Origin of the sequence: Streptomyces sp. WAC 04229 (genome assembly GCF_003947455.1) — a bacterium.
Classification (GTDB): Bacteria; Actinomycetota; Actinomycetes; order Streptomycetales; family Streptomycetaceae; genus Streptomyces.
Window position 1 is genome coordinate 1 of the sequence record NZ_QHJH01000082.1, and the last position, 21014, is coordinate 21014.

General features: G+C 72.5%; 20 protein-coding genes. 11 read left to right on the plus strand and 9 right to left on the minus strand.

The window, feature by feature from the left end; translation table 11 throughout:
• Positions 1–1270 (minus strand): sensor histidine kinase (locus DMH12_RS21640; RefSeq protein ID WP_125493158.1); only part of this gene is annotated, 1270 nt, incomplete at its 3' end.
• Positions 1271–1388: 118 nt separating this feature from the next.
• On the opposite strand from DMH12_RS21640, the gene DMH12_RS21645 reads away from it, so the two are divergent.
• From DMH12_RS21645 to cseC, 5 genes are all read left to right on the plus strand, one after another.
• On the plus strand, positions 1389–2318 hold the full coding sequence (locus DMH12_RS21645; RefSeq protein WP_125493159.1) for an A/G-specific adenine glycosylase: 930 nt from the start codon (positions 1389–1391) through the stop codon (positions 2316–2318).
• Positions 2319–2627: 309 nt separating this feature from the next.
• Positions 2628–3167, plus strand: coding sequence for a SigE family RNA polymerase sigma factor (locus DMH12_RS21650; RefSeq protein ID WP_100048447.1), 540 nt, complete (start codon positions 2628–2630; stop codon positions 3165–3167).
• Positions 3155–3820 (plus strand): hypothetical protein, encoded by a 666-nt coding sequence (locus DMH12_RS21655; protein WP_399188225.1) that lies wholly within the window; start codon positions 3155–3157, stop codon positions 3818–3820. Before DMH12_RS21650 ends, DMH12_RS21655 begins: the two co-directional genes overlap by 13 nt.
• Before the next feature lie 152 nt (positions 3821–3972).
• The gene (cseB, locus tag DMH12_RS21660; RefSeq protein ID WP_125493161.1) at positions 3973–4677 is read left to right on the plus strand and encodes a two-component system response regulator CseB; all 705 of its coding nucleotides are present in this window, start codon (positions 3973–3975) and stop codon (positions 4675–4677) included.
• Positions 4566–6143, plus strand: coding sequence for a two-component system sensor histidine kinase CseC (gene cseC, locus DMH12_RS21665; RefSeq protein ID WP_399188242.1), 1578 nt, complete (start codon positions 4566–4568; stop codon positions 6141–6143). Before cseB ends, cseC begins: the two co-directional genes overlap by 112 nt.
• Positions 6144–6382: 239 nt before the next feature.
• On the opposite strand, the gene DMH12_RS21670 is transcribed toward cseC, so the two are convergent.
• The 4 genes from DMH12_RS21670 to DMH12_RS21685 all read right to left on the minus strand — a co-directional run bounded on the left by DMH12_RS21670 (position 6383) and on the right by DMH12_RS21685 (position 9420).
• Complete coding sequence (locus DMH12_RS21670) at positions 6383–6814, minus strand: STAS domain-containing protein (RefSeq protein WP_125493163.1); 432 nt, start codon at positions 6812–6814, stop codon at positions 6383–6385.
• Positions 6814–8298 carry a PP2C family protein-serine/threonine phosphatase gene (locus tag DMH12_RS21675; RefSeq protein ID WP_125493164.1) on the minus strand — a complete coding sequence of 495 codons (1485 nt, stop codon included), beginning with the start codon at positions 8296–8298 and terminating at the stop codon, positions 6814–6816. The genes DMH12_RS21670 and DMH12_RS21675 overlap by 1 nt, the downstream gene beginning before the upstream one ends.
• A gap of 172 nt (positions 8299–8470) precedes the next feature.
• On the minus strand, positions 8471–8917 hold the full coding sequence (locus DMH12_RS21680) for a VOC family protein (RefSeq protein WP_125493179.1): 447 nt from the start codon (positions 8915–8917) through the stop codon (positions 8471–8473).
• A gap of 62 nt (positions 8918–8979) precedes the next feature.
• A complete protein-coding gene (locus DMH12_RS21685) occupies positions 8980–9420 on the minus strand; it encodes a helix-turn-helix transcriptional regulator (protein WP_312023959.1) in 441 nt (146 codons plus the stop codon).
• Positions 9421–9454: 34 nt separating this feature from the next.
• On the opposite strand from DMH12_RS21685, the gene DMH12_RS21690 reads away from it, so the two are divergent.
• Positions 9455–9895 (plus strand): GNAT family N-acetyltransferase, encoded by a 441-nt coding sequence (locus tag DMH12_RS21690; RefSeq protein ID WP_125493165.1) that lies wholly within the window; start codon positions 9455–9457, stop codon positions 9893–9895.
• A gap of 7 nt (positions 9896–9902) precedes the next feature.
• On the opposite strand, the gene DMH12_RS40310 is transcribed toward DMH12_RS21690, so the two are convergent.
• Positions 9903–10019 carry a DUF397 domain-containing protein gene (locus tag DMH12_RS40310; protein WP_312023960.1) on the minus strand — a complete coding sequence of 39 codons (117 nt, stop codon included), beginning with the start codon at positions 10017–10019 and terminating at the stop codon, positions 9903–9905.
• Positions 10020–10059: 40 nt separating this feature from the next.
• A complete protein-coding gene (locus DMH12_RS21700; RefSeq protein ID WP_125493167.1) occupies positions 10060–10908 on the minus strand; it encodes a helix-turn-helix transcriptional regulator in 849 nt (282 codons plus the stop codon).
• Positions 10909–11003: 95 nt separating this feature from the next.
• On the opposite strand from DMH12_RS21700, the gene DMH12_RS21705 reads away from it, so the two are divergent.
• Entirely contained in the window at positions 11004–11441 is a 438-nt protein-coding gene (locus DMH12_RS21705) for an ATP-binding protein (RefSeq protein WP_312023961.1), read from the plus strand.
• Between the two features lie 65 nt (positions 11442–11506).
• On the opposite strand, the gene DMH12_RS21710 is transcribed toward DMH12_RS21705, so the two are convergent.
• Positions 11507–13105: an MDR family MFS transporter gene (locus tag DMH12_RS21710; RefSeq protein ID WP_125493168.1), complete on the minus strand. Its 1599-nt coding sequence runs from the start codon at positions 13103–13105 to the stop codon at positions 11507–11509.
• 168 nt (positions 13106–13273) lie between these two features.
• Here DMH12_RS21710 and DMH12_RS21715 point away from each other — a divergent pair, with 168 nt between their 5' ends.
• Positions 13274–13873 (plus strand): TetR/AcrR family transcriptional regulator, encoded by a 600-nt coding sequence (locus DMH12_RS21715; RefSeq protein WP_185832459.1) that lies wholly within the window; start codon positions 13274–13276, stop codon positions 13871–13873.
• A gap of 42 nt (positions 13874–13915) precedes the next feature.
• Here the strand turns inward: DMH12_RS21715 and DMH12_RS21720 are convergent, their stop codons facing one another.
• Positions 13916–14593, minus strand: coding sequence for a M23 family metallopeptidase (locus DMH12_RS21720; protein ID WP_125493169.1), 678 nt, complete (start codon positions 14591–14593; stop codon positions 13916–13918).
• A 400-nt stretch (positions 14594–14993) separates the two neighbouring features.
• Between DMH12_RS21720 and DMH12_RS21725 the strand changes: the two genes are divergently transcribed.
• The 3 genes from DMH12_RS21725 (at position 14994) to DMH12_RS21735 (ending at position 20961) form a co-directional block, all read left to right on the plus strand.
• Positions 14994–17588: an NACHT domain-containing NTPase gene (locus DMH12_RS21725; protein ID WP_125493170.1), complete on the plus strand. Its 2595-nt coding sequence runs from the start codon at positions 14994–14996 to the stop codon at positions 17586–17588.
• Positions 17589–17597: 9 nt separating this feature from the next.
• Positions 17598–20156, plus strand: coding sequence for an NACHT domain-containing NTPase (locus tag DMH12_RS21730; protein ID WP_125493171.1), 2559 nt, complete (start codon positions 17598–17600; stop codon positions 20154–20156).
• A gap of 133 nt (positions 20157–20289) precedes the next feature.
• The gene (locus DMH12_RS21735) at positions 20290–20961 is read left to right on the plus strand and encodes an HAD family acid phosphatase (RefSeq protein WP_185832460.1); all 672 of its coding nucleotides are present in this window, start codon (positions 20290–20292) and stop codon (positions 20959–20961) included.
• Positions 20962–21014 lie beyond the last annotated feature (53 nt).

The following is a 21014-nucleotide window of genomic DNA, read 5'->3' on the forward strand; positions in this document are numbered from 1 at the left end:
GGGTGTGGGCGAGGGCCGGCACGGCCGGAACGTGGGCCCGGACGCGGAAGCCGTCGCCGTGCGGGGCCGCCGTGAAGTCGCCGCCGACCGAGGTGACGGCGGCGCGCAGCCCCAGCAGGCCCGAGCCGCCCGCCGAGGGGGAACCGGGCCCGGTGGCGGCGGCGTTGGTGACGGTCACCGTCGTTCCGCAGCCCTGGTCGGTGACCGCCACGACGACGGGGGCGCCGGGCGCGTGCCGGGCCGCGTTGGTCAGCGCCTCGCGCACGATCCGGTGGAGCAGCCGGTCGGCGAGGCCGCCCGGCTCGGCGGCCGGGACGGGGGCGTGCCGTGGTTCCCAGCGGACGGGGAGTCCCGACTCGGCGGCGCGGGCGACGAGTTCCTCGACGGTCTCGCCGGGCGGGGTGAGCGGGAGGGGCTCGTCGTCCTCGCGCAGGACGCCGATGATGCGGTGCAGGTGGTCGGTGGCGTCGGCGGCGGCGACGCGCAGTTCGGCCGCGGCGTCGCGGTGGCCGGCGCCGAGGCCGGGGGCGACCTGGAGGGCGGCGGCGCGCAGCGCGAGCAGGCTCAGCTCGTGGCCGAGGGAGTCGTGCATGTCCTGGGCGATCCGGGCCCGTTCGCGCAGTCTGGCCCGCTCCTCCGCGTGCCGTTGCTCGTCCTCCAGACGGGCCGCCCGGAGCCAGCCGGCCTCGGCGAGCGCCCGGCTCTGCCGCCAGTAGCGCCCGCCCAGCCACGGGAGGACAGAGCCGAAGAGCAGGGTGCCGGTCAGGACCAGCGCCTCGGGCGCCGGGTCCACGCCGACCAGCGCGATCCGCGCCGCGCCGGCGATGCCGGTGCCGGCGAGGACGGCCACCGCCGGGTGGGGCCGCGGGGCGCGCAGGCCGAGCAGCAGGGCGAGGGTCGCGAGGGCGGGGCCGTAGGAGACGCTGAACAGTGCCGGGGCGCCGGCGAGGCCCAGGGCCGCCGTCAGCGCGAACGCGGCGAGCGGACGGCGCCGGGCGAGCGCGGCGGCCACCGCGAGCACCCCGAGGCCGGCCAGCTGCTGCCAGAGGGGACGCGGCTCGTTGAGGCCGATCCGGTCGGCGGTGACCGCGGGGAGGGCGAGGACGCACCAGAACAGCGCGCCGCGACCGACGGGGGCGAGCCGCGCGGAGCGCGAGCCGGGGGCGCGCGAGCTGGGCGTGAAAGGGGCGCGCGGGTGCGCGTCCGCCGGGGTGCCGGCGACTCCGGCGTCGGATATCCCGACGTCGGCGGTCGGGCGCGTACCTTCCATGGGCCGACGCTACAAGCGGCGGGCGGGGCGGCGCCCCTGCCGATCGTCAGGTGTCGTGGACGCGACGGGGTGGCGGTGCACCCGTGCGGTGGTCTCGTCGTGGCAGGATCGGAGGGTCATGACTGCGCCCACGAAGTCCTCGCACAGCGGCCCCTCCGACGCCGCCGCCTCGTCCGGCGTGCCGTTGCACGCCCCCGTCATCGACTGGTTCGCCGAGCACGCCCGCGACCTGCCGTGGCGGCGCCCGGAGGCCGGCGCGTGGGGCGTGATGGTCAGTGAGTTCATGCTCCAGCAGACGCCGGTGAGCCGAGTCCAGCCCGTCTACGAGCAGTGGCTGGCGCGCTGGCCGCGCCCCGCCGACCTCGCCGCCGAGGCGCCCGGCGAGGCGGTCCGCGCCTGGGGCCGGCTCGGCTACCCGCGCCGCGCCCTGCGGCTGCACGGTGCCGCCGCGGCCATAACGGAACGGCACGGCGGCGACGTACCGGCGGACCACGCCCAGTTGCTGGCGCTGCCCGGCATCGGCGAGTACACGGCCGCCGCGGTCGCCTCCTTCGCCTACGGCCAGCGGCACCCCGTGCTCGACACCAACGTCCGCAGGGTGTTCGCCCGCGCGGTCACCGGCGTGCAGTACCCGCCGAACGCCACCACCGCCGCCGAGCGGAAGCTGGCACGTGCGCTGCTGCCGGAGCAGGAGACGAGGGCCGCCCGCTGGGCCGCCGCCTCCATGGAGCTGGGCGCGCTGGTCTGCACGGCGAAGAACGAGTCGTGCCAGCGCTGCCCGATCGCCGCGCAGTGCGCCTGGCGGCTGGCCGGCAAGCCCGCGCACGACGGACCGCCGCGCCGCGGCCAGACGTACGCGGGCACCGACCGGCAGGTGCGCGGCCGGCTGCTCGCGGTGTTGCGGGAGGCGTCCGGGCCGGTGCCGCAGTCGGCCCTCGACCAGGTGTGGCACGAGCCGGTCCAGCGGGCCCGCGCCCTGGACGGCCTGGTCTCCGACGGTCTGGTGGAGCCGCTGGCGGACGGGCTGTACCGGCTGCCGCTGAGCTGACGGGCGGCGGGGTCACAGGGGCGGCGGTGCCGGTGTCACGGAAACACCGGCCCCGTCGGTCCCGGTTACCACCCTGGTAACGGACAAATCACCACTTGTCTCCATCAAGTGGCCTGCCGATTTACCCGGTTCCTACTTCCGTTACACAACCGACGGACAGCCGAGTGTTCGTCGCAGGCTGCTCCGCACAGCGCCGTGACAACGCTTCCCTACCTTCATTTCTGTGCCCGGCGGGCACGGCGGGACCAGGGACCACAGGCAGTGGGCCGGCGGTGACCACACCGGCGGAGTACGGGGATCGGAAGGCGGTTGACCATGGGCGAGGTGCTCGAGTTCGAGGAGTACGTCCGGACGCGGCAGGACGCGCTGCTGCGCAGCGCCCGGCGCCTGGTCCCGGATCCGGTCGACGCCCAGGACCTGCTGCAGACCGCGCTGGCGCGGACGTACCGCCGCTGGTCGACCATCGAGGACAAGCGGCTGGCCGACGCCTACCTGCGCCGGGTCATGATCAACACGCGGACCGAGTGGTGGCGGGCGCGGAAGCTGGAGGAGGTGCCGACCGAGCAGCTCCCCGAGTCCTGCGTGGACGACTCCACCGAGCAGCACGCGGACCGCGCCCTGCTGATGGACGTCATGAAGGTGCTCGCCCCGAAGCAGCGCAGCGTCGTGGTGCTGCGACACTGGGAGCAGATGTCCACGGAGGAGACCGCCGCCGCCCTCGGCATGTCGGCCGGCACGGTCAAGAGCACGCTGCACCGGGCGCTCGCCCGGCTCCGTGAGGAGCTGGTCGCCCGCGATCTGGACGCACGGGCGCTGGAGCGTGAGGAGCGGGAGCGTTGCGCGGCCTGACCGTCGGTCGATCACCCGGGGAGACCCGGAGGGGCACGCAGGCGACGAGTGCGGCGGTGGCCGTGTTCGTCGCCCTCGGCGTGTGTCTGTCCGGCTGCGCGGCCGGCGGCACCGGCACCCGCGACGAGGGCGCGGCCCACGCGGACGCGGTGGGCGGCGCCGCCTCCTCGTCGCCGGCCGCCTCCCCCTCGAAGGTCCCCGACCGGGTGGACGCGGTGCGGCTGGTCAAGTCGGACCCCAAGGTCTCCGAAGAGGTCAAGCACGAGCTGAAGCCGTGCGTCGCCGACGAGTACCCCGTCGACGTGTCCTATGGGGAGCTGACCGGGGGCACGGCGGAGGACGTCGTCGTCAACGTCCTGACGTGCGGTGACGCGGTGGGTGTGGGCAGTTACGTGTACCGCGAGGAGGACGGCGCGTACCAGAATGTGTTCCGCACCGAGGAGCCTCCGGTCTACGCGGAGATCGACCGCGGCGACCTGGTGGTGACCAAGCAGGTGTACGAGCGGGGCGACCCGGTCTCCAGTCCGTCCGGCGAGAACGTCATCACCTACCGCTGGGCGTCGGGCCGGTTCGCCGAGCAGTACCGCACCCACAACGACTACAGCAACGCCGCGGGCAACGCGCCGACTCCGGTCCCGGACGCGGACGGCTGAGGCGGGCGGGCGTGCACCGATCGGGCCGCTCGCCGCGATGACCGGGTGAACGCGGTGCGCGGCCCGGGCGTCCGTCCCCGTGGGCGTCCGTGACCGCACCCGCGCCCGGCGACCGCACCCGACCCATCACAACGAGGACTGAGAGCACCGGGATGGCAGACCAGACCCACGTCCTGTTCGTCGAGGACGACGACGTCATCCGCGAGGCCACCCAGCTCGCCCTGGAGCGGGACGGCTTCGCGGTCACCGCGATGCCCGACGGGCTGTCCGGCCTGGAGTCCTTCCGGACCCACCGGCCCGACATCGCGCTGCTCGACGTCATGGTCCCGGGGCTCGACGGGGTGAGCCTGTGCCGCCGGATCCGGGACGAGTCCACGGTGCCGGTGATCATGCTGTCGGCACGGGCGGACTCCATCGACGTCGTCCTGGGTCTGGAGGCCGGTGCCGACGACTACGTCACCAAGCCGTTCGACGGGGCCGTGCTGGTCGCCCGGATCCGGGCGGTGCTGCGGCGCTTCGGGCACGCCGGCGGCGGGGACCGGGGGGACGCGGCGGACCACGCGGACACCGGGGGCGTGCTCACCTTCGGCGAGCTGGAGGTGGACACCGAGGGCATGGAGGTACGCCGGGCCGGACGGCCGGTGGCGCTCACGCCGACGGAGATGCGGCTGCTGCTGGAGTTCTCCTCGGCGCCGGGGACGGTGCTCTCGCGCGACAAGCTGCTGGAACGGGTCTGGGACTACGGCTGGGGCGGGGACACCCGCGTCGTCGACGTGCACGTGCAGCGGCTGCGCACCAAGATCGGCCAGGACCGGATCGAGACGGTCCGCGGCTTCGGCTACAAGTTGAAGGCCTGAGGCGGGGACACAGGGATATGCGGGGGTTCTTCCGACGCCGGACCGCCTCGCCTCCGGGGCGCGCGGACGGCCGCACGGGGCCGGACAGCAGTACGCGCGGCCCTGGTTCACGAGGCGGGGGTCCGCGCGGCCTGCGCGCGCGGGGCATCCGCACCGGGCTGCGCTGGAAGCTCAGCGCGGCGATCGCGCTGGTCGGCGCGCTGGTGGCGGTCGTCCTGAGCCTGGTCGTGCACAACGCCGCCCGCGTGTCGATGCTGGACAACGCCCGGGACCTCGCGGACGACCGGATCCTGATCGCCCAGCGCAACTACGAGCTGTCGGGGCGGCAGAACTTCCCCAACGCCAAGATCGACGATCCCGAGCTGCCGGTGGAGCTGCGCCGCAGGGTGGAGGCCGGACAGCGGGCGACGTACGTCTCCGAGCGGGCCGACGGGGTGACGGAGGTCTGGGCCGCGGTGCCGCTCAAGGACGGGCACGTGATGTCCCTGCACTCCGGTTTCACCGACCGCAGCGCGGACATCCTCACCGATCTCGACCAGGCCCTCGTCATCGGCTCCATCGCGGTGGTCCTCGGCGGCAGCGCGCTCGGGGTGCTCATCGGGCGCCAGCTGTCGCGGCGGCTGCGGGACGCGGCGGCGGCCGCGAACCAGGTCGCCAACGGGGAGCCGGACGTGCGCGTCCGGGACGCCATCGGCGGGGTCGTCCGGGACGAGACCGACGACCTCGCGAGCGCGGTGGACGCGATGGCGGACGCTTTGCAGAAGCGGCTGGAGGCCGAGCGGCGCGTCACCGCGGACATCGCGCACGAGCTGCGGACCCCGGTGACCGGGCTGCTCACCGCAGCCGAACTGCTGCCGCCGGGCCGGCCGACGGAGCTGGTCCTGGACCGGGCGAAGGCGATGCGCACGCTCGTAGAGGACGTCCTGGAGGTGGCCCGGCTCGACGGGGCGTCGGAGCGGGCCGAACTCCAGGACCTGATGCTGGGCGACTTCGTGACCCGGCGGGTGGCGGCGAAGGACCCGGCCGTGGAGGTGCGGGTGATCCACGAGTCGGAGGTCACGACCGACCCGCGCCGCCTGGAGCGGGTGCTGTTCAACCTGCTCGCCAACGCCGCCCGGCACGGCCGCTCGCCGGTCGAGGTCAGCGTCGAGGGCCGGGTGATCCGGGTCCGCGACCACGGGCCGGGCTTCCCCGAGCACCTGCTCGCCGAGGGCCCGAGCCGCTTCCGCACCGGCAGTACGGACCGGGCCGGGCGCGGGCACGGGCTCGGCCTGACCATCGCGGCCGGTCAGGCCCGGGTGCTGGGCGCCCGCCTCACCTTCCGCAACGTCCGCCCCGCCGGGGCCCCCGACCACGTCCCGGCCGAGGGCGCGGTCGCGGTGCTGTGGCTGCCGGAGCACGCGCCGACCAACACGGGGAGCTATCCGATGCTGCCGGACCGGGTGCCCGGCAGAGGTGGGACGTAGGGCTCGGTGCCGACGGGGCGCAGGGGCGGTGCCCGCGAGAGCGTAGGGGCTTGGTGTGCGCGCGGGGCGGTGTCGAGGCAGGTCCGGGACGTGATGTCGTACGCATGAGTGGGCGCCTGCCGGACCGGACAGCCGCCCCGCTCTGTGTTTCCGCCTGTCCGCTCAGCCCTGACCGACGTTTCCCGCCTGGGATGCCTCCTGCCGCTGAGCGTTGTCGAAGGCCGCCGGCTCTTCCTCGGTCAGCTCGCGGTGCCCGCCCCCCGTGGGGAGCTGGTGACGGAGCCGTGCACGTCTGCGCCCGTGGACTGGCCGGCGGACATCACGGCGACCGCTTCGGCGGCTGTGGCATGGACCGGCAGGAGTGAGTCGACGCCGGTCATGCTGAGCATGCGCATCAGACGGCTGGGGGCGGCGGCGAGGCTGAGCAAGCCGCCCGCCGCCTGGGCCGCGTGCCAGAGGCGGATGAGCGCGCTCAGACCGGCGGAGTCGCAGAAGCCGACCTGTGCCAGGTCCAGGACCAGGCGCGGGTGCCCTCGCTGGATGATCTCCAGGGCCTCGGAGTGCAGGGTGAGCGCGGTGTCCATGTCCACCTCCCCGACGACCGTGGCGACGGCGAGGCCGGGGCGAGGGTGCTGGACGGTCAGGTGGAACGTGCCGGTCACGTCGGTCATCACTCCTGGCCGAAGTGTTCGGGTGCGGCGGCGGTGTGGGCGGTGGCGGCGACACCGCCGTCGGGCGCGGTGTGGCGGCCGGGCACCGACAGGGCCAGCAGGGCTACGTCGTCGCCGGCTCCGTCGGGCAGCGAGGCCAGCAGCGTGATGGTGTCCTCGACCAGGGAGGTGGCCGTGACGGGCCCGGTGCGCTGGTGCAGGAAGCCGGTCAGACCGTCCTCGCCGAGCATGGCGCCCTGGGTGGTGCGGGCTTCGGTCAGCCCGTCGGTGTAGAGGAACAGGCTCTCCCCGGGGGTCAGGGAGAAGGTGGTCTGGGCGAAGGGTGCCTGGGGGAAGGCGCCGATGAGCATGCCGCCCTTGGGGTGTACCGACTTGACCCATACGGCGCCGCTGTCGTCGGGGCGCACGTGGTAGGCGGGCGGGTGGCCGCCGGTGGCGATGGTGGCGGTGAAGCCGCTTCCTTCCCGGGACTCGAGGAGGCCGAAGAGGGCGGTGCAGAAGCGGCTGCCGGCGGTGACGTCGGTGAGCAGCATGGTGTTGAGCGCGCTCAGCACGGTGACCGGGTCCGGGTTGATCTGAGCTGCGGCCCGCAGGGTGTGGCGGGCCAGGGCGGTGACGGTCGCCGCCTCGGGGCCCTTGCCGCACACGTCGCCGAGGAAGAACGCCCACCGGTCGCCGTGGAGGGGGAAGACGTCGTAGAAGTCGCCGCCCACGTCGTGGGCGGAGGCGGTGCGGTAGTGGCAGGCCAGCTCCAGGCCGGGCACCACGGGAAGGGCCGGGGGCAGCAGGGTGCGCTGGAGGGTGGAGGCGAACGCGGCGATGGCGGCCTTGTCCTGCTCCGCCTGCTCCCGCGCCACCCGTTCCGCCTCGGCACGTGCCCGTTCCGCCTCGGCGTGACGGCTTTCCGCCTCCCGCCGCTCCTGTTCGTCGCGCAGGGCGCGCAGCGCCGACAGCCGCAGCTCCATCTCGTCCAACACGATCGCGGCGAGATCGGCCAGGGTGGCGGTGTCGTCCTCGGTGATCGAGCGCGGCCGGGTGTCGAGGATGTTGACGGTGCCCAGCCGGTGGCCGTCGGGGGTGATGATCGGTGCGGCGGCGTAGAAGCGCACCCCCATCTCTCCGGCGACCAGCGGATTGTCCGCCGCAACGGCATCACGGAGTGTGTCGGGAATCACCAGCGCGTCATCGCGCAGGATCGCCGAGCCGCACAGGCCCGGATCGCGGCCGATCTCCTTGACACCTTCCAGACCGTGAGCGGCCTTGAACCAGATGCGGTCGCTGTCCACGATCGTGACCGTCGCCACCGGCACGTCGAAAAGGCGGGCAGCCATCGCCGCCACCCGGTCGAACGCGCCGTCGGGCGGCGTGTCGAGGATGTCGTAGCGGCGTACCGCCGCTATACGGGCCGTCTCCACATCCGGGTCGGGTACCAGCTCGGGGCGAGGCCCCGGAGCCGGATCGGTGGCCGACGCATGCTGCATCATCGGCTTTCCTCTCCGTCGATGGGCTGCCACGAACGGCGCGAACCGACGCAGCCTAAATCGACCAGATGCCCGAACGCCAATGCCGCCGCCAACCGCTCCCCGCCACGGTGGGCCGCCCGGGGGCGGAACGCTTCCGATACGGCCCATACGGGGCGACGCAGCGGGACCACTCCTAACAGGCGAAGTCCTGGTCCAGGTCGAGGCCGCCCTCGCGGGGCTGGGTGAAGGAGAACCAGTTGCCTGAGTCGTCCCGGAAGAGCGCCTCGGTGCCGTACGGGCGCTCCTGCGGCTCCTGGAGGAACTCCACCCCGCGGTCCTTGAGCTTCTTGTAGTCGCCGTGGATGTCGTCGGTGGTCAGCACGCCGGCGCCGAGCGCGCCCTTGGCCACCAGCTTCCGGATCATCTCGGCGGACTCGGGGTCCATCGCCGGGCCGCTCGGGAGCATCAGGGTCAGCTCGACGCCGGGCTGGTCCGGCGAACCGACGGTGAGCCAGCGCATGCCGCCCTCGCCCATGGTCATGTCGGTGCGGACCTCCAGGCCCAGCTTCTCGGTGTAGAACTGCTTGGCCCGCTCCTGGTCGAGGACCCAGACGGTCGAGATGGCGAGGCCCTTGATCATGGCGTTCTCCTGCTGTTGCGTGGCCGGTTTCGCTTGCCCTGCCACGGTAGGCAGCCTCGCCCTCAGCCCGCTTCTCCGGAATTGCGCCGCACCCCGCCCGCCCAGTGCATCACGTAGCAGCCCGGTATCAGGGCGGTCCCCCGGCCCACGTGCCTGGTCCGGTACTCGCTCGGGGTCAGGCCGGTCCTGGCCTTGAAGCGGCTGGAGAAGGTGCCCAGACTGCTGAAGCCGACCAGGTGGCAGATCTCGGTCACGGACAGGTTGGCGGTGCGCAGCATGTCCTCGGCGCGCTCGATACGGCGGCGGGTGAGGTACTGGCCGGGCGTCTCGCCGTACGTCTCCTTGAAGGCGCGCAGGAAGTGATACCGCGAGTACCCGGCGTGGGCCGCGACCGCGTCCAAGTCCAGGTCCGGGTCGGCCCAGTCCCGGTCCATGGCGTCCTTCGCCAGCCGGAGCTGCCGCAGCTTGTCCATGGGGCCGATGGTGGCACGGGGTACTGACATCGGCCGGATGTCAGTACGCAGTAGTGTGACGATCATGGCGGACTGGGGAATCCGGCCGGCTTCGGCGGCGGACGTCGAGGCGGTGGCCGAGTTGCGGGCCCTGGTGCTGCGGGCGGATCTGGAGCGGCTCGGGCGGTACGACGCGCGGCGGGTGCGGCAGCGACTGCGGGACGGGTTCGTCCCGGCGCACACCCAGGTGATCGAGGTGGGCGGCGCGTTCGCCGGGTGCGTGTCGCTGCGGCCGGCCGAGGGTGCCCACTGGCTGGAGCACTTCTACCTGGCGCCGCGGATGCAGGGCGGCGGCATCGGTACGGCCGTGCTGCGCGGGCTGCTGGAGCGGTGCGACCGCGAGGCCACCCTGGTCCGGCTGAACGTGCTGCGGGGCAGCCCGGCCCGGCGGCTGTACGAACGGCACGGGTTCAGCGTGGAGACCGAGGAGCCAGTGGACGTGTTCATGGTGCGCACGCCGCGATGACGGTGGGCTAGCGCAGTCCTGCGATGAAGGAGCGCCAGGCGGGGGCGCCGACGGTCACGACCGGGCCGGTCGGGTTCTTGCTGTCGCGCACGGGGACGGCGCCGGTAGCGGAGTTGTCGGCCACCTCGACGCATTCGCCACCGGTGTTTCCGCTGTAACTGGACTTACGCCACTGACTGTTCCTCTGGCTGGGAGCCGTGTCCATAGCGTTCCTCCAAAACCCGGATGATCAGTTCCGCCGAATCCTCCACGGAGAGGGCAGCGGCCTGCAAGCGAGCGTAACGGAGCGCGGCTTCCCTGATGGTCTCCGGATTAGCCGTCATGTGACCGGAGATGACGTCTTCCGTGTAGATGATGTCCGGGTCGTCGTCGAAGCGCATAGCGGTGAATGAACCGGCGAGGCTGGCGTGAGCCCCCGCCTCGTTCGGGAGCACCTGGACGTGCATCCAGCGGTGACCGGCAAACTCCAACAGTCGGGCCAGTTGGCGGCGCATGACCTCGTGACCACCGATGGGGCGGTGCAGGACGGCCTCGTCCAGCACCACCCAAGCCAGCGGCGGCCGCTCACGCTCCAGGATGCGCTGACGTTCCATCCGGGCGGCCAACAAGCCCTCCAGATCGTCCGGCATGCCGGTGGCGAGCACCGCCCGCGCGTACTCTTCCGTCTGCAACAGCCCGTAGACCAACTGCGCCTGATACGTCGAGATGTACGCCGCCTTCGCCTCCATCTCCGCGTACGGCTGGAACCACGCCGGCAGTTGGCTGCGCAGCACCAGGCCGATCAGCCGCGAGAACAGACCGTCCGTGCCCAGCGCGGCGTCCACCCGCTCGGAGAAGTCCCGTGTCGGGACCTTCTTCGTGGTCTCGATCTGGCCGACCAGTGAGCCGGTGCAGAAGATGATGTCGCCGAGCTGGCCCTGCCTCAGGCCGTGCGCCTCGCGCTGGCGGCGCAGCTCCCAGCCGTAGTAGTCGAGCGGGGACGCGGTCGGGTCGAGGGACTGGATGTTGGCCACTGCGGCACCTCACTCCGGGACTGCGGACGGCAACACCTCTCGGCGTTCGTTTCTGTGCGTAGTCGAGCGTACGCACCGCGTCGCAGGGTGGTGGCGTGAATCACGTAACCGGTCCGCAGGCGGCGGACGTTGAGAGCCAGTACCGCGCCGAGTTCGCGATGGGTGCGCACTCGGCCCGCCATCTGCGCCGAGTCCTGCGGCTGTACCTCGTGCGCTCCGGGCCGGCCGAGGTGTCCGACGCCGCCGAGCTTGCCCTCACGGAGCTGGTCGCCAACGTCGTACGGCACGTACCCGGCCGTCGTTGCCGCGTGTGCTTCCTGCTTCAGCCGGACGCGGTACGGGTCGAGGTCGCCGACGACTGCCCGGAGCTGCCGGTTCCGACGGCCGCCGGCACGCTGGGCGAGGGCGGGCGCGGGCTGGTGATCGTCGCCGCGGTGACCGACCGGTGGGGCGTCACGCCGTACGCGGACGGGCGGGGCAAGACGGTGTGGTTCGAGTGCGTCGGCAAGGCGGCGGCCAGGCGTACGACGTAAGGCCCCCAGGTGGTCGAAACCACCCAGGGGCCTGGTCAGGGGGGAGGCGGCGGGCCGCCCCGCGGTCAGACCGCCTCGGTCACCGGCGTCTTCGCCGTAGCGCCGCCGTCGCCGTCGCTCGGTGCGTCCGCCTCCTGCGGGCCCGCTCCCTTCAGCGGGACCTCCTTCACGAAGACCGCCGCGACCAGCGCGAGGACCGCCACCACCGCGCCCAGCAGGAACGCGCCGTGGGTGCCCGACGACACCGCGTGCTGGTAGGCGTCGCGGGCCGCCTCCGGCAGCTTGGCCAGGCTCGCCGCGTCCAGCTGTGCCGAACTCTCGGTCACCTTGGAGCCCAGCGCCCCCGCCCGCTCCGCCATCACGTCCTGGACGCGGTGGTTGAACAGGGCGCCCATGATCGCGACGCCGAAGGAGGAGCCGAGGGTACGGAAGAGGGTGGTGGACGAGGACGCGACGCCCATGTCCTTCATCTCCACGCTGTTCTGCGCCACCAGCATCGTGATCTGCATCAGGCAGCCCATGCCGAGACCGACGACGGCCATGTACACGCCGGAGGTGAACCGGGAGGTGCCGGTGTCCATGGTCGACAGCAGGAAGAGGCCGACCGTCATCAGCGCGCCGCCCAGCACCGGGAAGATCTTGTAGCGGCCGGTATTGGTGGTGACCCGCCCCGCCACCATCGACGTGACGAGCATCGCGCCCAGCATCGGCAGGAGCAGCAGCCCGGAGTTGGTCGCGGAGGCGCCCTGCACCGACTGCTGGTACAGCGGCAGGAACAGGGTGGCGCCGAACATCACGAAGCCGACGATGAAGCCGATGATCGACATCAGCGTGAAGTTGCGGCTGCGGAAGATGTGCAGCGGCACGATCGGCTCGGCCGCCTTGGTCTGCCAGAACACGAACCCGACCAGCGCGGCGACGCCGATGCCGATCAACTCCATGATCCGCGCGGAGGTCCAGGCGTACTCGGTGCCGCCCCAGGTGGTGACGAGCACGATGGCCGTGATGCCGATGGTCAGCAGCGCGGCGCCCAGGTAGTCGATCCGGGCCTGGCTGCGCTTCTTCGGCAGGTGCAGGACGGCGCTGACGGCCACCAGCGCGATCGCGCCGAGCGGCAGGTTGATGTAGAAGGACCAGCGCCAGCCCCAGTGGTCGGTGATGGTGCCGCCGACCAGCGGTCCGCCGATCATCGCCAGCGCCATGACGCCGGCCATCATGCCCTGGTACTTGCCGCGCTCCCGCGGCGGTATGAGGTCGCCGATGATGGCCATGACGCCGACCATCAGACCGCCGGCGCCCAGGCCCTGGACGGCGCGGAAGCCGATGAGCTGGCCCATGTCCTGGGCCATGCCGCTGAGCGCGGAGCCGGCCAGGAAGATCACGATCGAGGTCATGAACGAGCCCTTGCGCCCGTACATGTCGCCGAGCTTGCCCCACAGCGGCGTCGAGGCCGCCGTCGCGAGGGTGTACGCGGTGACCACCCAGGAAAGGTGCTCCAGGCCGCCCAGCTCGCCCACGATCGTCGGCATCGCGGTGCCGATGATCATGTTGTCGAGCATCGCGAGCATCATCGCGATCATGAGAGCGAGCAGGACCACCCGCACGCTCTTCGGCTGCTTGCCGGCACCGGCCTCACCGGTCCCCGCCTGTGGTGTCTCCGCCATCGCTCCCACTTCCCCCAGCTACCGCTGTACTCCGGTCCCACTTACTTGCCGACCGGCAAGTTGACTACACTCGGGAAGGTAGTCGCGTAACTAGCCGGGCGTCAAGTAAGTTTTTCGGAAAGGGCGCGGAGCGGGCAGAGTGCGCTGAACAGGGAGGTGCGCGGGAGAATGGGCGGCACGATGAACGGCACCAGGCAGCAGCGACGCCGCGGGGACACCCGCCAGCGCATCCAGGACGTGGCCCTCGGACTCTTCGCCGAGCAGGGGTACGAGAAGACCTCGCTGCGCGAGATCGCCGAGGCCCTGGACGTCACCAAGGCCGCGCTGTACTACCACTTCAAGACCAAGGAAGAGATCCTGGTCAGCATCTTCGAGGACCTCTCGCGGCCGCTGGAGGACCTGATCGCCTGGGGGCGGGAGCAGCCGCACACCCTGGAGACGAAGCAGGAGATCATCCGCCGCTACAGCGAGGCGCTGTCGGGTGCGGCGCCGCTGTTCCGCTTCATGCAGGAAAACCAGGCGACCGTGCGCGACCTGCGCATCGGCGAGCTGTTCAAGACCCGCATGTTCGGCCTGCGCGACATCCTCATCGACCCGGAAGCGGACCTGGTCGACCAGGTCCGCTGTGTGAGTGCGCTGTTCACGCTGCACGCCGGGATGTTCGTGCTCCGGGACCTCGAAGGCGACCCCGAGGAACAGCGCGCTGCCGTTCTCGAGGTCGCCACCGATCTGGTGACCCAGGCACACCGGGGAGCCGGGGGCTCCTGATCCGGGCCCGGCTCCCGGCCGGTCACCGTCGGACGGTCACCGTCAGACGGTCACGCCCTTGTCCCGCAGGAACGAGACCGGGTCGACGGCCGAACCGTAGTTGGCGGTCGTGCGGATCTCGAAGTGCAGGTGCGGGCCGCTGGAGTTACCGGTGTTGCCGGACTTGGCGATCGACTGGCCGGTCTTCACGACCTGGCCTATCTTCACGTTCACCTTGGACAGGTGGGCGTACTGGGAGTACGTGCCGTTGCCGTGCTTGATGACGATCGCGTTGCCGTAGGCGGGGCCGTCACCGGCGCCGTTGCCGCCGGCCTTGACCACGGTGCCGCCGTGCGTGGCGACGACGTTGGTGCCGATCGGCACGGCGAAGTCCTGGCCGCTGTGCTTGCTCGCCCACATGCCGCCGTTCTGGGCGAAGCTGGCGCTGAGCTTGTACTTCTTCACCGGGTCCACCCAGGAGGCGGCCTTCTTCTTGGTGGCCGTCTTCTTGGCGGTGGCCTTCTTGGCGCTCGCCGTCTCGGCCTTCGCCGCCTTGGCCTGCGCCGCGGCCTGGGCCTCGACGGCGCTCGCCGTGGTGGAGGAGGTGGAGGCCGCCGTGGTGCCGGTGGCGGCCGCGACCCCGGCCCCCAGTGCGACCGAGGCTCCGAGGCCGGCGGCCATCACCGCGGCGCGGGTGCGAAGGGTCGTACGGGAAGAACGGGACGTGACACGCGGAAACATTCGAACCTCATGGGGACGGGTACAGAGGAAAGCCCCTCCGAGCGAGACGCACAGGGCGCTCGTCGGCCGGGCTCAACCTTGGTAACCCGACGGACCCGAACCGCACAAAGGTGTGACCTACGACGTTATTTAGTACTTGAGGGCGATACTTCCCGACTCTCGACAGAGCAGCCATTCCGGACAAAACCAGCTCAGGCGCCCGGCGGCCTCCGAGCGACGTGGACCGTTATGTCCGATTTCGCAGTTCTGGCGGCTTCCACTATTCCCCGTAGTAAGGGACCAAGGGCCTGTGCGCCATGTCACCGGCCATCATGATCGAAAGGCCGGTGAATGTGACCGGGGCTACTCCCGGTCCGGTTAACCCGCCCCCCGTACAAGGGCGTTCACCTAGGCTCGCAACATGGTCGACGTCACAGCACTCGGGGCACGTGTCGCGTCCAGCGCGGTCGCTCCCCTCGTCCGCAGGCTCTTCGTACGGGACGGGCCCGGGGCGGGTCTGGTGGACCGCCCGGTGCGGATATCGGCGCTGGTGTCGTTCCGGGGCGAGAAGCGGACCGCCACCCCCAAGGACGTCGACCGGATCGCCCAGGAGCTGGTCCGCCGGGCGCTGGCGGCGGCCGGACCCGGCGAGGAACCCGTCGGGGAGGGCGAGGCGGCCGCGGTCAAGGACGCCCTGGCCCGCACCCTCGCCCGGCTCGGCGAGATCACCGTCGAGGACTACGAGGCCGTCGGGCTCGGACCGGAGCGCTTCGCCCGCGCGCTGCGCACGGACGTGGCGCTGTCGCCGTACGGACTGAGCGAGGGCGGCCTGCTGCTCTACGAGCGGCTGCTGCACACCGCCGCGCTGCACATCCTGAACTTCCTCACCCAGCGCTCCACCTATGTGGCCCGGCAGCAGACCGTGCAGACGCAGCAGCTCGCCCGGCTCGTCCAGGGCGTCGACGTCCTGCTGGAACGGCTGCCGTCCCAGTCGGCCGAGGACGCCGGGTTCGAGGAGCGTTACGCGGATCACGTCACCGCCCGCTACGGCACCCTCACCATCTACGGGCTGGACGCCGGCACCCGGGAGTGGCCGCTGGACACGGCGTACCTGAGCCTGGAGGCGACCAGGCCGCAGGCGGGGCGGGACGGGCGCCGGGGCGCCGCCCACCCGACCGTGGCCGCCGAGCAGGTCCTCGCCGGCCAGGACCAGGTCTTCCTGCGCGGCGTCGCCGGATCCGGCAAGACGACCCTGGTGCAGTGGCTCGCGGTGACCACGGCGAGCCGCGTCTACGACCACGGGCTGACCCACCTCATCGGGCGGGTGCCGTTCGTGCTGCCGATGCGCCGGATCGTGCGGCCCGGGGCCGAGCTGCCCTTCCCCGGCGACTTCCTGCGGGCCGTCGGCTGTCCCGTCGCCGGGGAGCAGCCGCCGGGCTGGGTGGAGCGGGTCCTGCGCGCAAGGCGCGGGGTGCTGCTGGTCGACGGCATCGACGAGATCGCCGGTGAGCGCCGCGCCGCCGCCCGGCGCTGGCTGCGGGAGCTGGTGCGGGCCTTCCCCGGCAACCTGTGGCTGGTCACCTCGCGCCCCTCGGCCGTACCGGAGGAGTGGCTGGCCGCGGAGGGCTTCGGCGAGCGCGTGCTGGCCCGGATGTCGCAGGACGACATCGCCACCTTCGTACGGCGCTGGCACCGCGCGGCCGGTGCCGAGGCGCCGGTCGGCGAGGCGCTGCTGCGGTCGGTGCGGACCACCCCGGAGCTGACCGGGCTGGCCACCAACCCGCTCATGTGCGGCATGCTCTGCGCCCTGCACCGCGACCGGCGGGGCTTCCTTCCGCAGGACCGCAGGTCCCTGTACGAGGCCGCGCTGACCATGCTGCTCGAACGCCGGGACCGGGAGCGTGAGCTGCACGACCCCGACGGGATCCGGCTGGCGTACGCGATCCAGGTGCAGCTGCTGCAGAAGCTGGCGTGGTGGCTGATCCGCAACAGCCGCCTCGAGATGGACAGGGCCGAGGCGCTCCAGCTCATCGGCGGCGCGCTGCCCGCCTTCGACCTGGACGGGGCCGGTGAGGAGGACGTCTACCGCGCCCTGCTGCTGCGCTCCGGGCTGCTGCGCGAACCCGCCGAGGGGAGGGTGGACTTCCTCCACCGCACGTTCCAGGACTACCTGGGCGCCCGGCTGGCCGTGCAGGACCTGGACTTCGACCTGCTGGTCAACCACGCGGGCGACGACGCGTGGGAGGACGTCATCCTGCTCGCCGTCGCGCACGCCCGGCCCAAGGAGGCGGAGCACATGCTGCGCAGGCTGACCGGGGAGGGCACACCGCGCGGCACGCTGCTGGCGGCGGCCGGGCTGCGGTACGCGGCCGAGGTGGAGCCCGGGACACGGCGGCTGGTGGAGGAGCAGCTGGCCGCCCTCGTCCCGCCGTCCACCTTCGAGCTGGCCGGAGAGATCGCACGCCGGGGCGGCGACCTGGTGCTCGCGCTGCTCCCGGGGCCGGAGGGCGTCGACGACCTGACCGCCGCCATCGTGGTCGGCACCGCCGTGGAGGTGGGCAGCGAAGCCGCGCTGCACTTCCTGACCCGCTTCCGGGACCATCCGGGCCGGGACGTCCAGGTGATCCTGGCCGACTCCTGGCACCGCTTCGACCGGGAGCAGTACGCCCGCGAGATCCTCGCCCACCTCCCCGAGCAGTGGCCCGTCCAGGTGTCCACCCTCGACGACCTGCGCGCCCTGCGCGCGCTGGGCGGCTGGGAGCGGATCGTGGTGCGCGGCGCGTACCGGATCGAGGACCTGACCGCGCTGATCGTGCCGGAGCGCCTCAAGTACCTGGCGCTTCAGGCTCCGCACCCGGTCGAGGGCCTGGCCTGGCTGTCGGCCTTCCCCGAGCTGGACACCGTCCACGTGGCGGCCGGCGACGTGGACGCGGCCGCGGCCCGGGAGCTGCCGGCCGGCCTCGAGATCACCTGGGAGTCCGACCGGCAGCCGTCCCCCATCCACCACCAGGGGTAGCCCGCATCCATGGATACCGTCGTCCACACCCCGTCCGACCTCGCCGCGCCCCTCGTCGGCAGACTCTTCCGCGTCCCCGGCCGGCCGCCGGTGGGGCCCGAACCGGTGCCCGCCCTCACCACCTGGCAGGGCCCCGCGGACGACGTCCACCGCACCGCCGCCGACCTGGTGCACCTCGCCGCCGAACGGCACACCGCGCCCACCGCCGAACTGGCGCCGGTCGTCGACGTCCTGGCCCGCACCCTGCTCGCCATCGCCCGGGTCGACGTCACCGACGCCGACGCGGTGCGGATGGGCCCGCAGGACTACGCGCGGCGGCTGCGGGGCGCGGTGCAGGGCGCCGACCGCGAACTGTCGCCGGACGCCGCCTGGTTCCACGACGCGCTGCTCGTCTCGGTCTGCCTGCACGTCCTGCACCATCTGGTGCGCCGCTCCCCCTACCTCCAGCGGCAACTGCCCGGCCGGGCCAGCCGGATCGCGCAGCTGGTCGACCTGGGGGACGCCGAGGCGGCGGCCCGGCAGCCCGAACGGTCCGAGGAGGACGCCGCGTTCGAGGCCGAGTACGCGCAGTGGGTGGCCCGGCGGCACGGCTGGCTCACCATCGTGGGCGTGGACTTTCCCAACGCGCCCGACCGTTGGCCGCTGGAGGAGACCTACCTGAGCCTGGAGGCGGAGGAACGCAGCGGCGCCACGGGCGTCACGGGCGACGAGCAGCGCACGGTGCTGCTCGCGGACCGGGCTCTGGAGGACCACGAGCGGGTGCTGCTGCGCGGCGGCGCGGGCTCGGGCAAGACGACCCTGGTGCAGTGGCTGGCCGTGGCCGCCGCCCGGCAGGGCTCCCGGGTCCCCTTCGTACTGCCCGTACGCCGCTTCGCCCGCGAGGGGTTCCCGGCACCGGACGACTTCCTGCACGCGGTGCGGCACCCGCTCGCCGACCGGGCGCCGGAGGGCTGGGTGGTGCGCACCCTGCTCGCAGGACGGGCGCTGCTGCTGGTCGACGGCATCGACGAGGCGCCCGAGAAGGCGCGCGGCGAACTGCGCGACCGGCTCCGGCGGTTGCTGCGCGTCTTCTCCGGCAACGGCTGCCTGGTCACCTCCCGCCCCTCCGCGGTCTCGGAGGGCTGGCTCTCGGGCGGCGGGCTGGCCGAGGAGGACTTCGTCGAGCTGTCCCTGGCGCCCATGTCACGGGACCAGGTGACGCGGTTCGTCCGGGACTGGCACTCGGCGGCCCGGCTGGACGAGCGGGACCGGACCCCGGGCCCCCGGGAGCGCGGCACACTGGACGAGTACGAACAGCGGCTCCTGCACTCCGTACGGATCTACCGCGAGCTGCGCCAGCTCGCCACCAACCCCCTGATGTGCGGCCTGATATGCGCCCTGAACCGGGACCGGGCCGGCTCCCTGCCGAGCGGCCGCAAGGAGCTGTACGACGCCGCCCTGGAGATGCTGCTGCAGCGCCGCGACCCCGAACGGGACGTCCTGTACGCCGATGACGTGCGGCTCCAGCAGAGCACCCGGGAGCGGCTGCTCCAGAAGCTGGCGCACGCGATGCTGGAGGAGGACGCCTCGGAGCTGACCGCCGAGCGGGCGGTCGGCATCCTGGACGCCGCGCTGCCCGCGATGCCCGCCGCCCGCGCCCAGGGCGACGGCGCGAAGATCTTCCGGCATCTGCTGCACCGTACCGGCCTGCTGCGCGAACGCTCCGGCGAGTCGGTCGACTTCGTCCACCGCACCTTCCAGGACTACCTGGCGGCGAAGGAGATCGTGGCGCGCGGCCGGTTCCCCACGCTGGTGGACCACGCCCACCAGGCCGAGTGGGAGGAGGTCATCCGGATGTCCGCCGCGCATGCCCGCCCCGAGGAGTGCGCGCAGTTCCTGGAGCGGCTGCTCGCCCCCGCACCCGGGCTGCGCCGCCCGCAGATCAACCACCGCAGGCTGATGGCCGCGGCCTGCCTGGAGCACGTCACCGAACTCGACCCGGCCGTCCAGCAGCTCGTCCACGACCGGACGAAGAACCTGGTCCGCCCGACCACCGAACTGGCCGCACGCGGTCTCGGCTGGGTCGGCCCCATCGTCCTGGAGCTGCTGCCCGACCCGGGGCAGGTCCCCGACGACCGGCAGGCGCTGCTGCTCGCGCTCACCGCGACCCGGGTCGAGGACGACGCGGCCATCGACTACCTGGTCCGCCTGCGGTCCCGTTCCGCGCTGGCGGTGCGCACCGAACTCGCCCGGGGCTGGCGGAACTTCGACACCGAGCGGTACGCCCAGGAGATCATCGCCCACCTGGACCCGGACGGCCTGTACTTCCCGGTCGCCGACACCGCCGAGCTGGCGGCGCTGCGTGCTCTCGGCGGGCGGGCGCGCGTCCAGGTGGCCGGCGTGATGCGCGCGGAGGAACTGACGGAGGGTCTGCTTCCCGGCCGGCTGACCCACCTGTGGCTCAACGCGGAGCTGCCGGACACGGACGTCTCCTGGCTCTCCCACTTCCCGCGGCTGCGGACCCTGCGGGTCAATCCGCGGCTGCCGCGGGTGCGGAACGTGCCGGACGGGGTGGAGATCACCGCGTAGTCGCAGCTCAGGACCGTGACTACTACTCAGTAACCCAATCGTTGCCGTCCGGCCACTTGCTGGGGCGAGCATGCACGCGACACCTTTGGTGCCGTCAGGCATCCGCGCAGGCATGAGAGGACTCCAACCCCCCATGACCGAACAGACCGGACAGACCAGACAGACCCGGCGTACCTGGAGGCAGGCCGTCGGCACCGTGGCCGTCACCGCGGCGGCGCTCACCGTGGCGGTGACACCCGCCGGCGCCGCCACTCCCGAGGCCCCGGCCGCCCCCGCCGCCTCGACCACCGCCGTGACGGCCGCCGCCGCGGACGTCGACTACGACACCTGGCAGCGGGACTGCCGGGCTGTGATGGACGGCGCCCTGCCGTACCTGAAGGAGCGGATCGGGGACGCCCGGCCCGGCGAGAAGCAGGCGATCGTCCTCGACATCGACAACACCGCCCTGGAGACCGACTTCGGCTTCAGCTACCCGCAGCCCGCCAACCGGCCGGTCCTGGAGGCCGCCCGGCACGCCCAGGAGCGCGGCGTCGCGCTGTTCTTCGTCACCGCCCGGCCGGGCATCATCGAGCTGCCCACCGAGTGGAACCTCGCGCACGCCGGCTACGACTCCTCCGGCCTGCACGTGCGCGGCTTCCTCGACCTGTTCCGGGACGTCGCCGAGTACAAGACCGAACAGCGGGCGAAGATCGAGTCGAAGGGCTACACGATCATCGCGAACATCGGCAACAGCGCCACCGACCTGTCGGGCGGGCACGCCGAGAAGACGTTCAAGCTGCCCGACTACGACGGCCAGTTGTCCTGACGCCGGTGCCCTGACGCCGGATAGGCTCCCCTGGTCGAACGACCAGGGGAGCC

Coding starts and splice junctions, on each gene's coding strand:
- DMH12_RS21645 (WP_125493159.1), top strand. CDS start 1,389: ATGACTGCGCCCACGAAGTCCTCGCACAGCGGCCCCTCCGACGCCGCC.
- cseB (WP_125493161.1), top strand. CDS start 3,973: ATGGCAGACCAGACCCACGTCCTGTTCGTCGAGGACGACGACGTCATC.
- DMH12_RS21670 (WP_125493163.1), bottom strand. CDS start 6,814: ATGACCGACGTGACCGGCACGTTCCACCTGACCGTCCAGCACCCTCGC.
- DMH12_RS21675 (WP_125493164.1), bottom strand. CDS start 8,298: ATGATGCAGCATGCGTCGGCCACCGATCCGGCTCCGGGGCCTCGCCCC.
- DMH12_RS21680 (WP_125493179.1), bottom strand. CDS start 8,917: ATGATCAAGGGCCTCGCCATCTCGACCGTCTGGGTCCTCGACCAGGAG.
- DMH12_RS21685 (WP_312023959.1), bottom strand. CDS start 9,420: ATGTCAGTACCCCGTGCCACCATCGGCCCCATGGACAAGCTGCGGCAG.
- DMH12_RS21690 (WP_125493165.1), top strand. CDS start 9,455: ATGGCGGACTGGGGAATCCGGCCGGCTTCGGCGGCGGACGTCGAGGCG.
- DMH12_RS21710 (WP_125493168.1), bottom strand. CDS start 13,105: ATGGCGGAGACACCACAGGCGGGGACCGGTGAGGCCGGTGCCGGCAAG.
- DMH12_RS21715 (WP_185832459.1), top strand. CDS start 13,274: ATGGGCGGCACGATGAACGGCACCAGGCAGCAGCGACGCCGCGGGGAC.
- DMH12_RS21720 (WP_125493169.1), bottom strand. CDS start 14,593: ATGTTTCCGCGTGTCACGTCCCGTTCTTCCCGTACGACCCTTCGCACC.
- DMH12_RS21725 (WP_125493170.1), top strand. CDS start 14,994: ATGGTCGACGTCACAGCACTCGGGGCACGTGTCGCGTCCAGCGCGGTC.
- DMH12_RS21730 (WP_125493171.1), top strand. CDS start 17,598: ATGGATACCGTCGTCCACACCCCGTCCGACCTCGCCGCGCCCCTCGTC.
- DMH12_RS21735 (WP_185832460.1), top strand. CDS start 20,290: ATGACCGAACAGACCGGACAGACCAGACAGACCCGGCGTACCTGGAGG.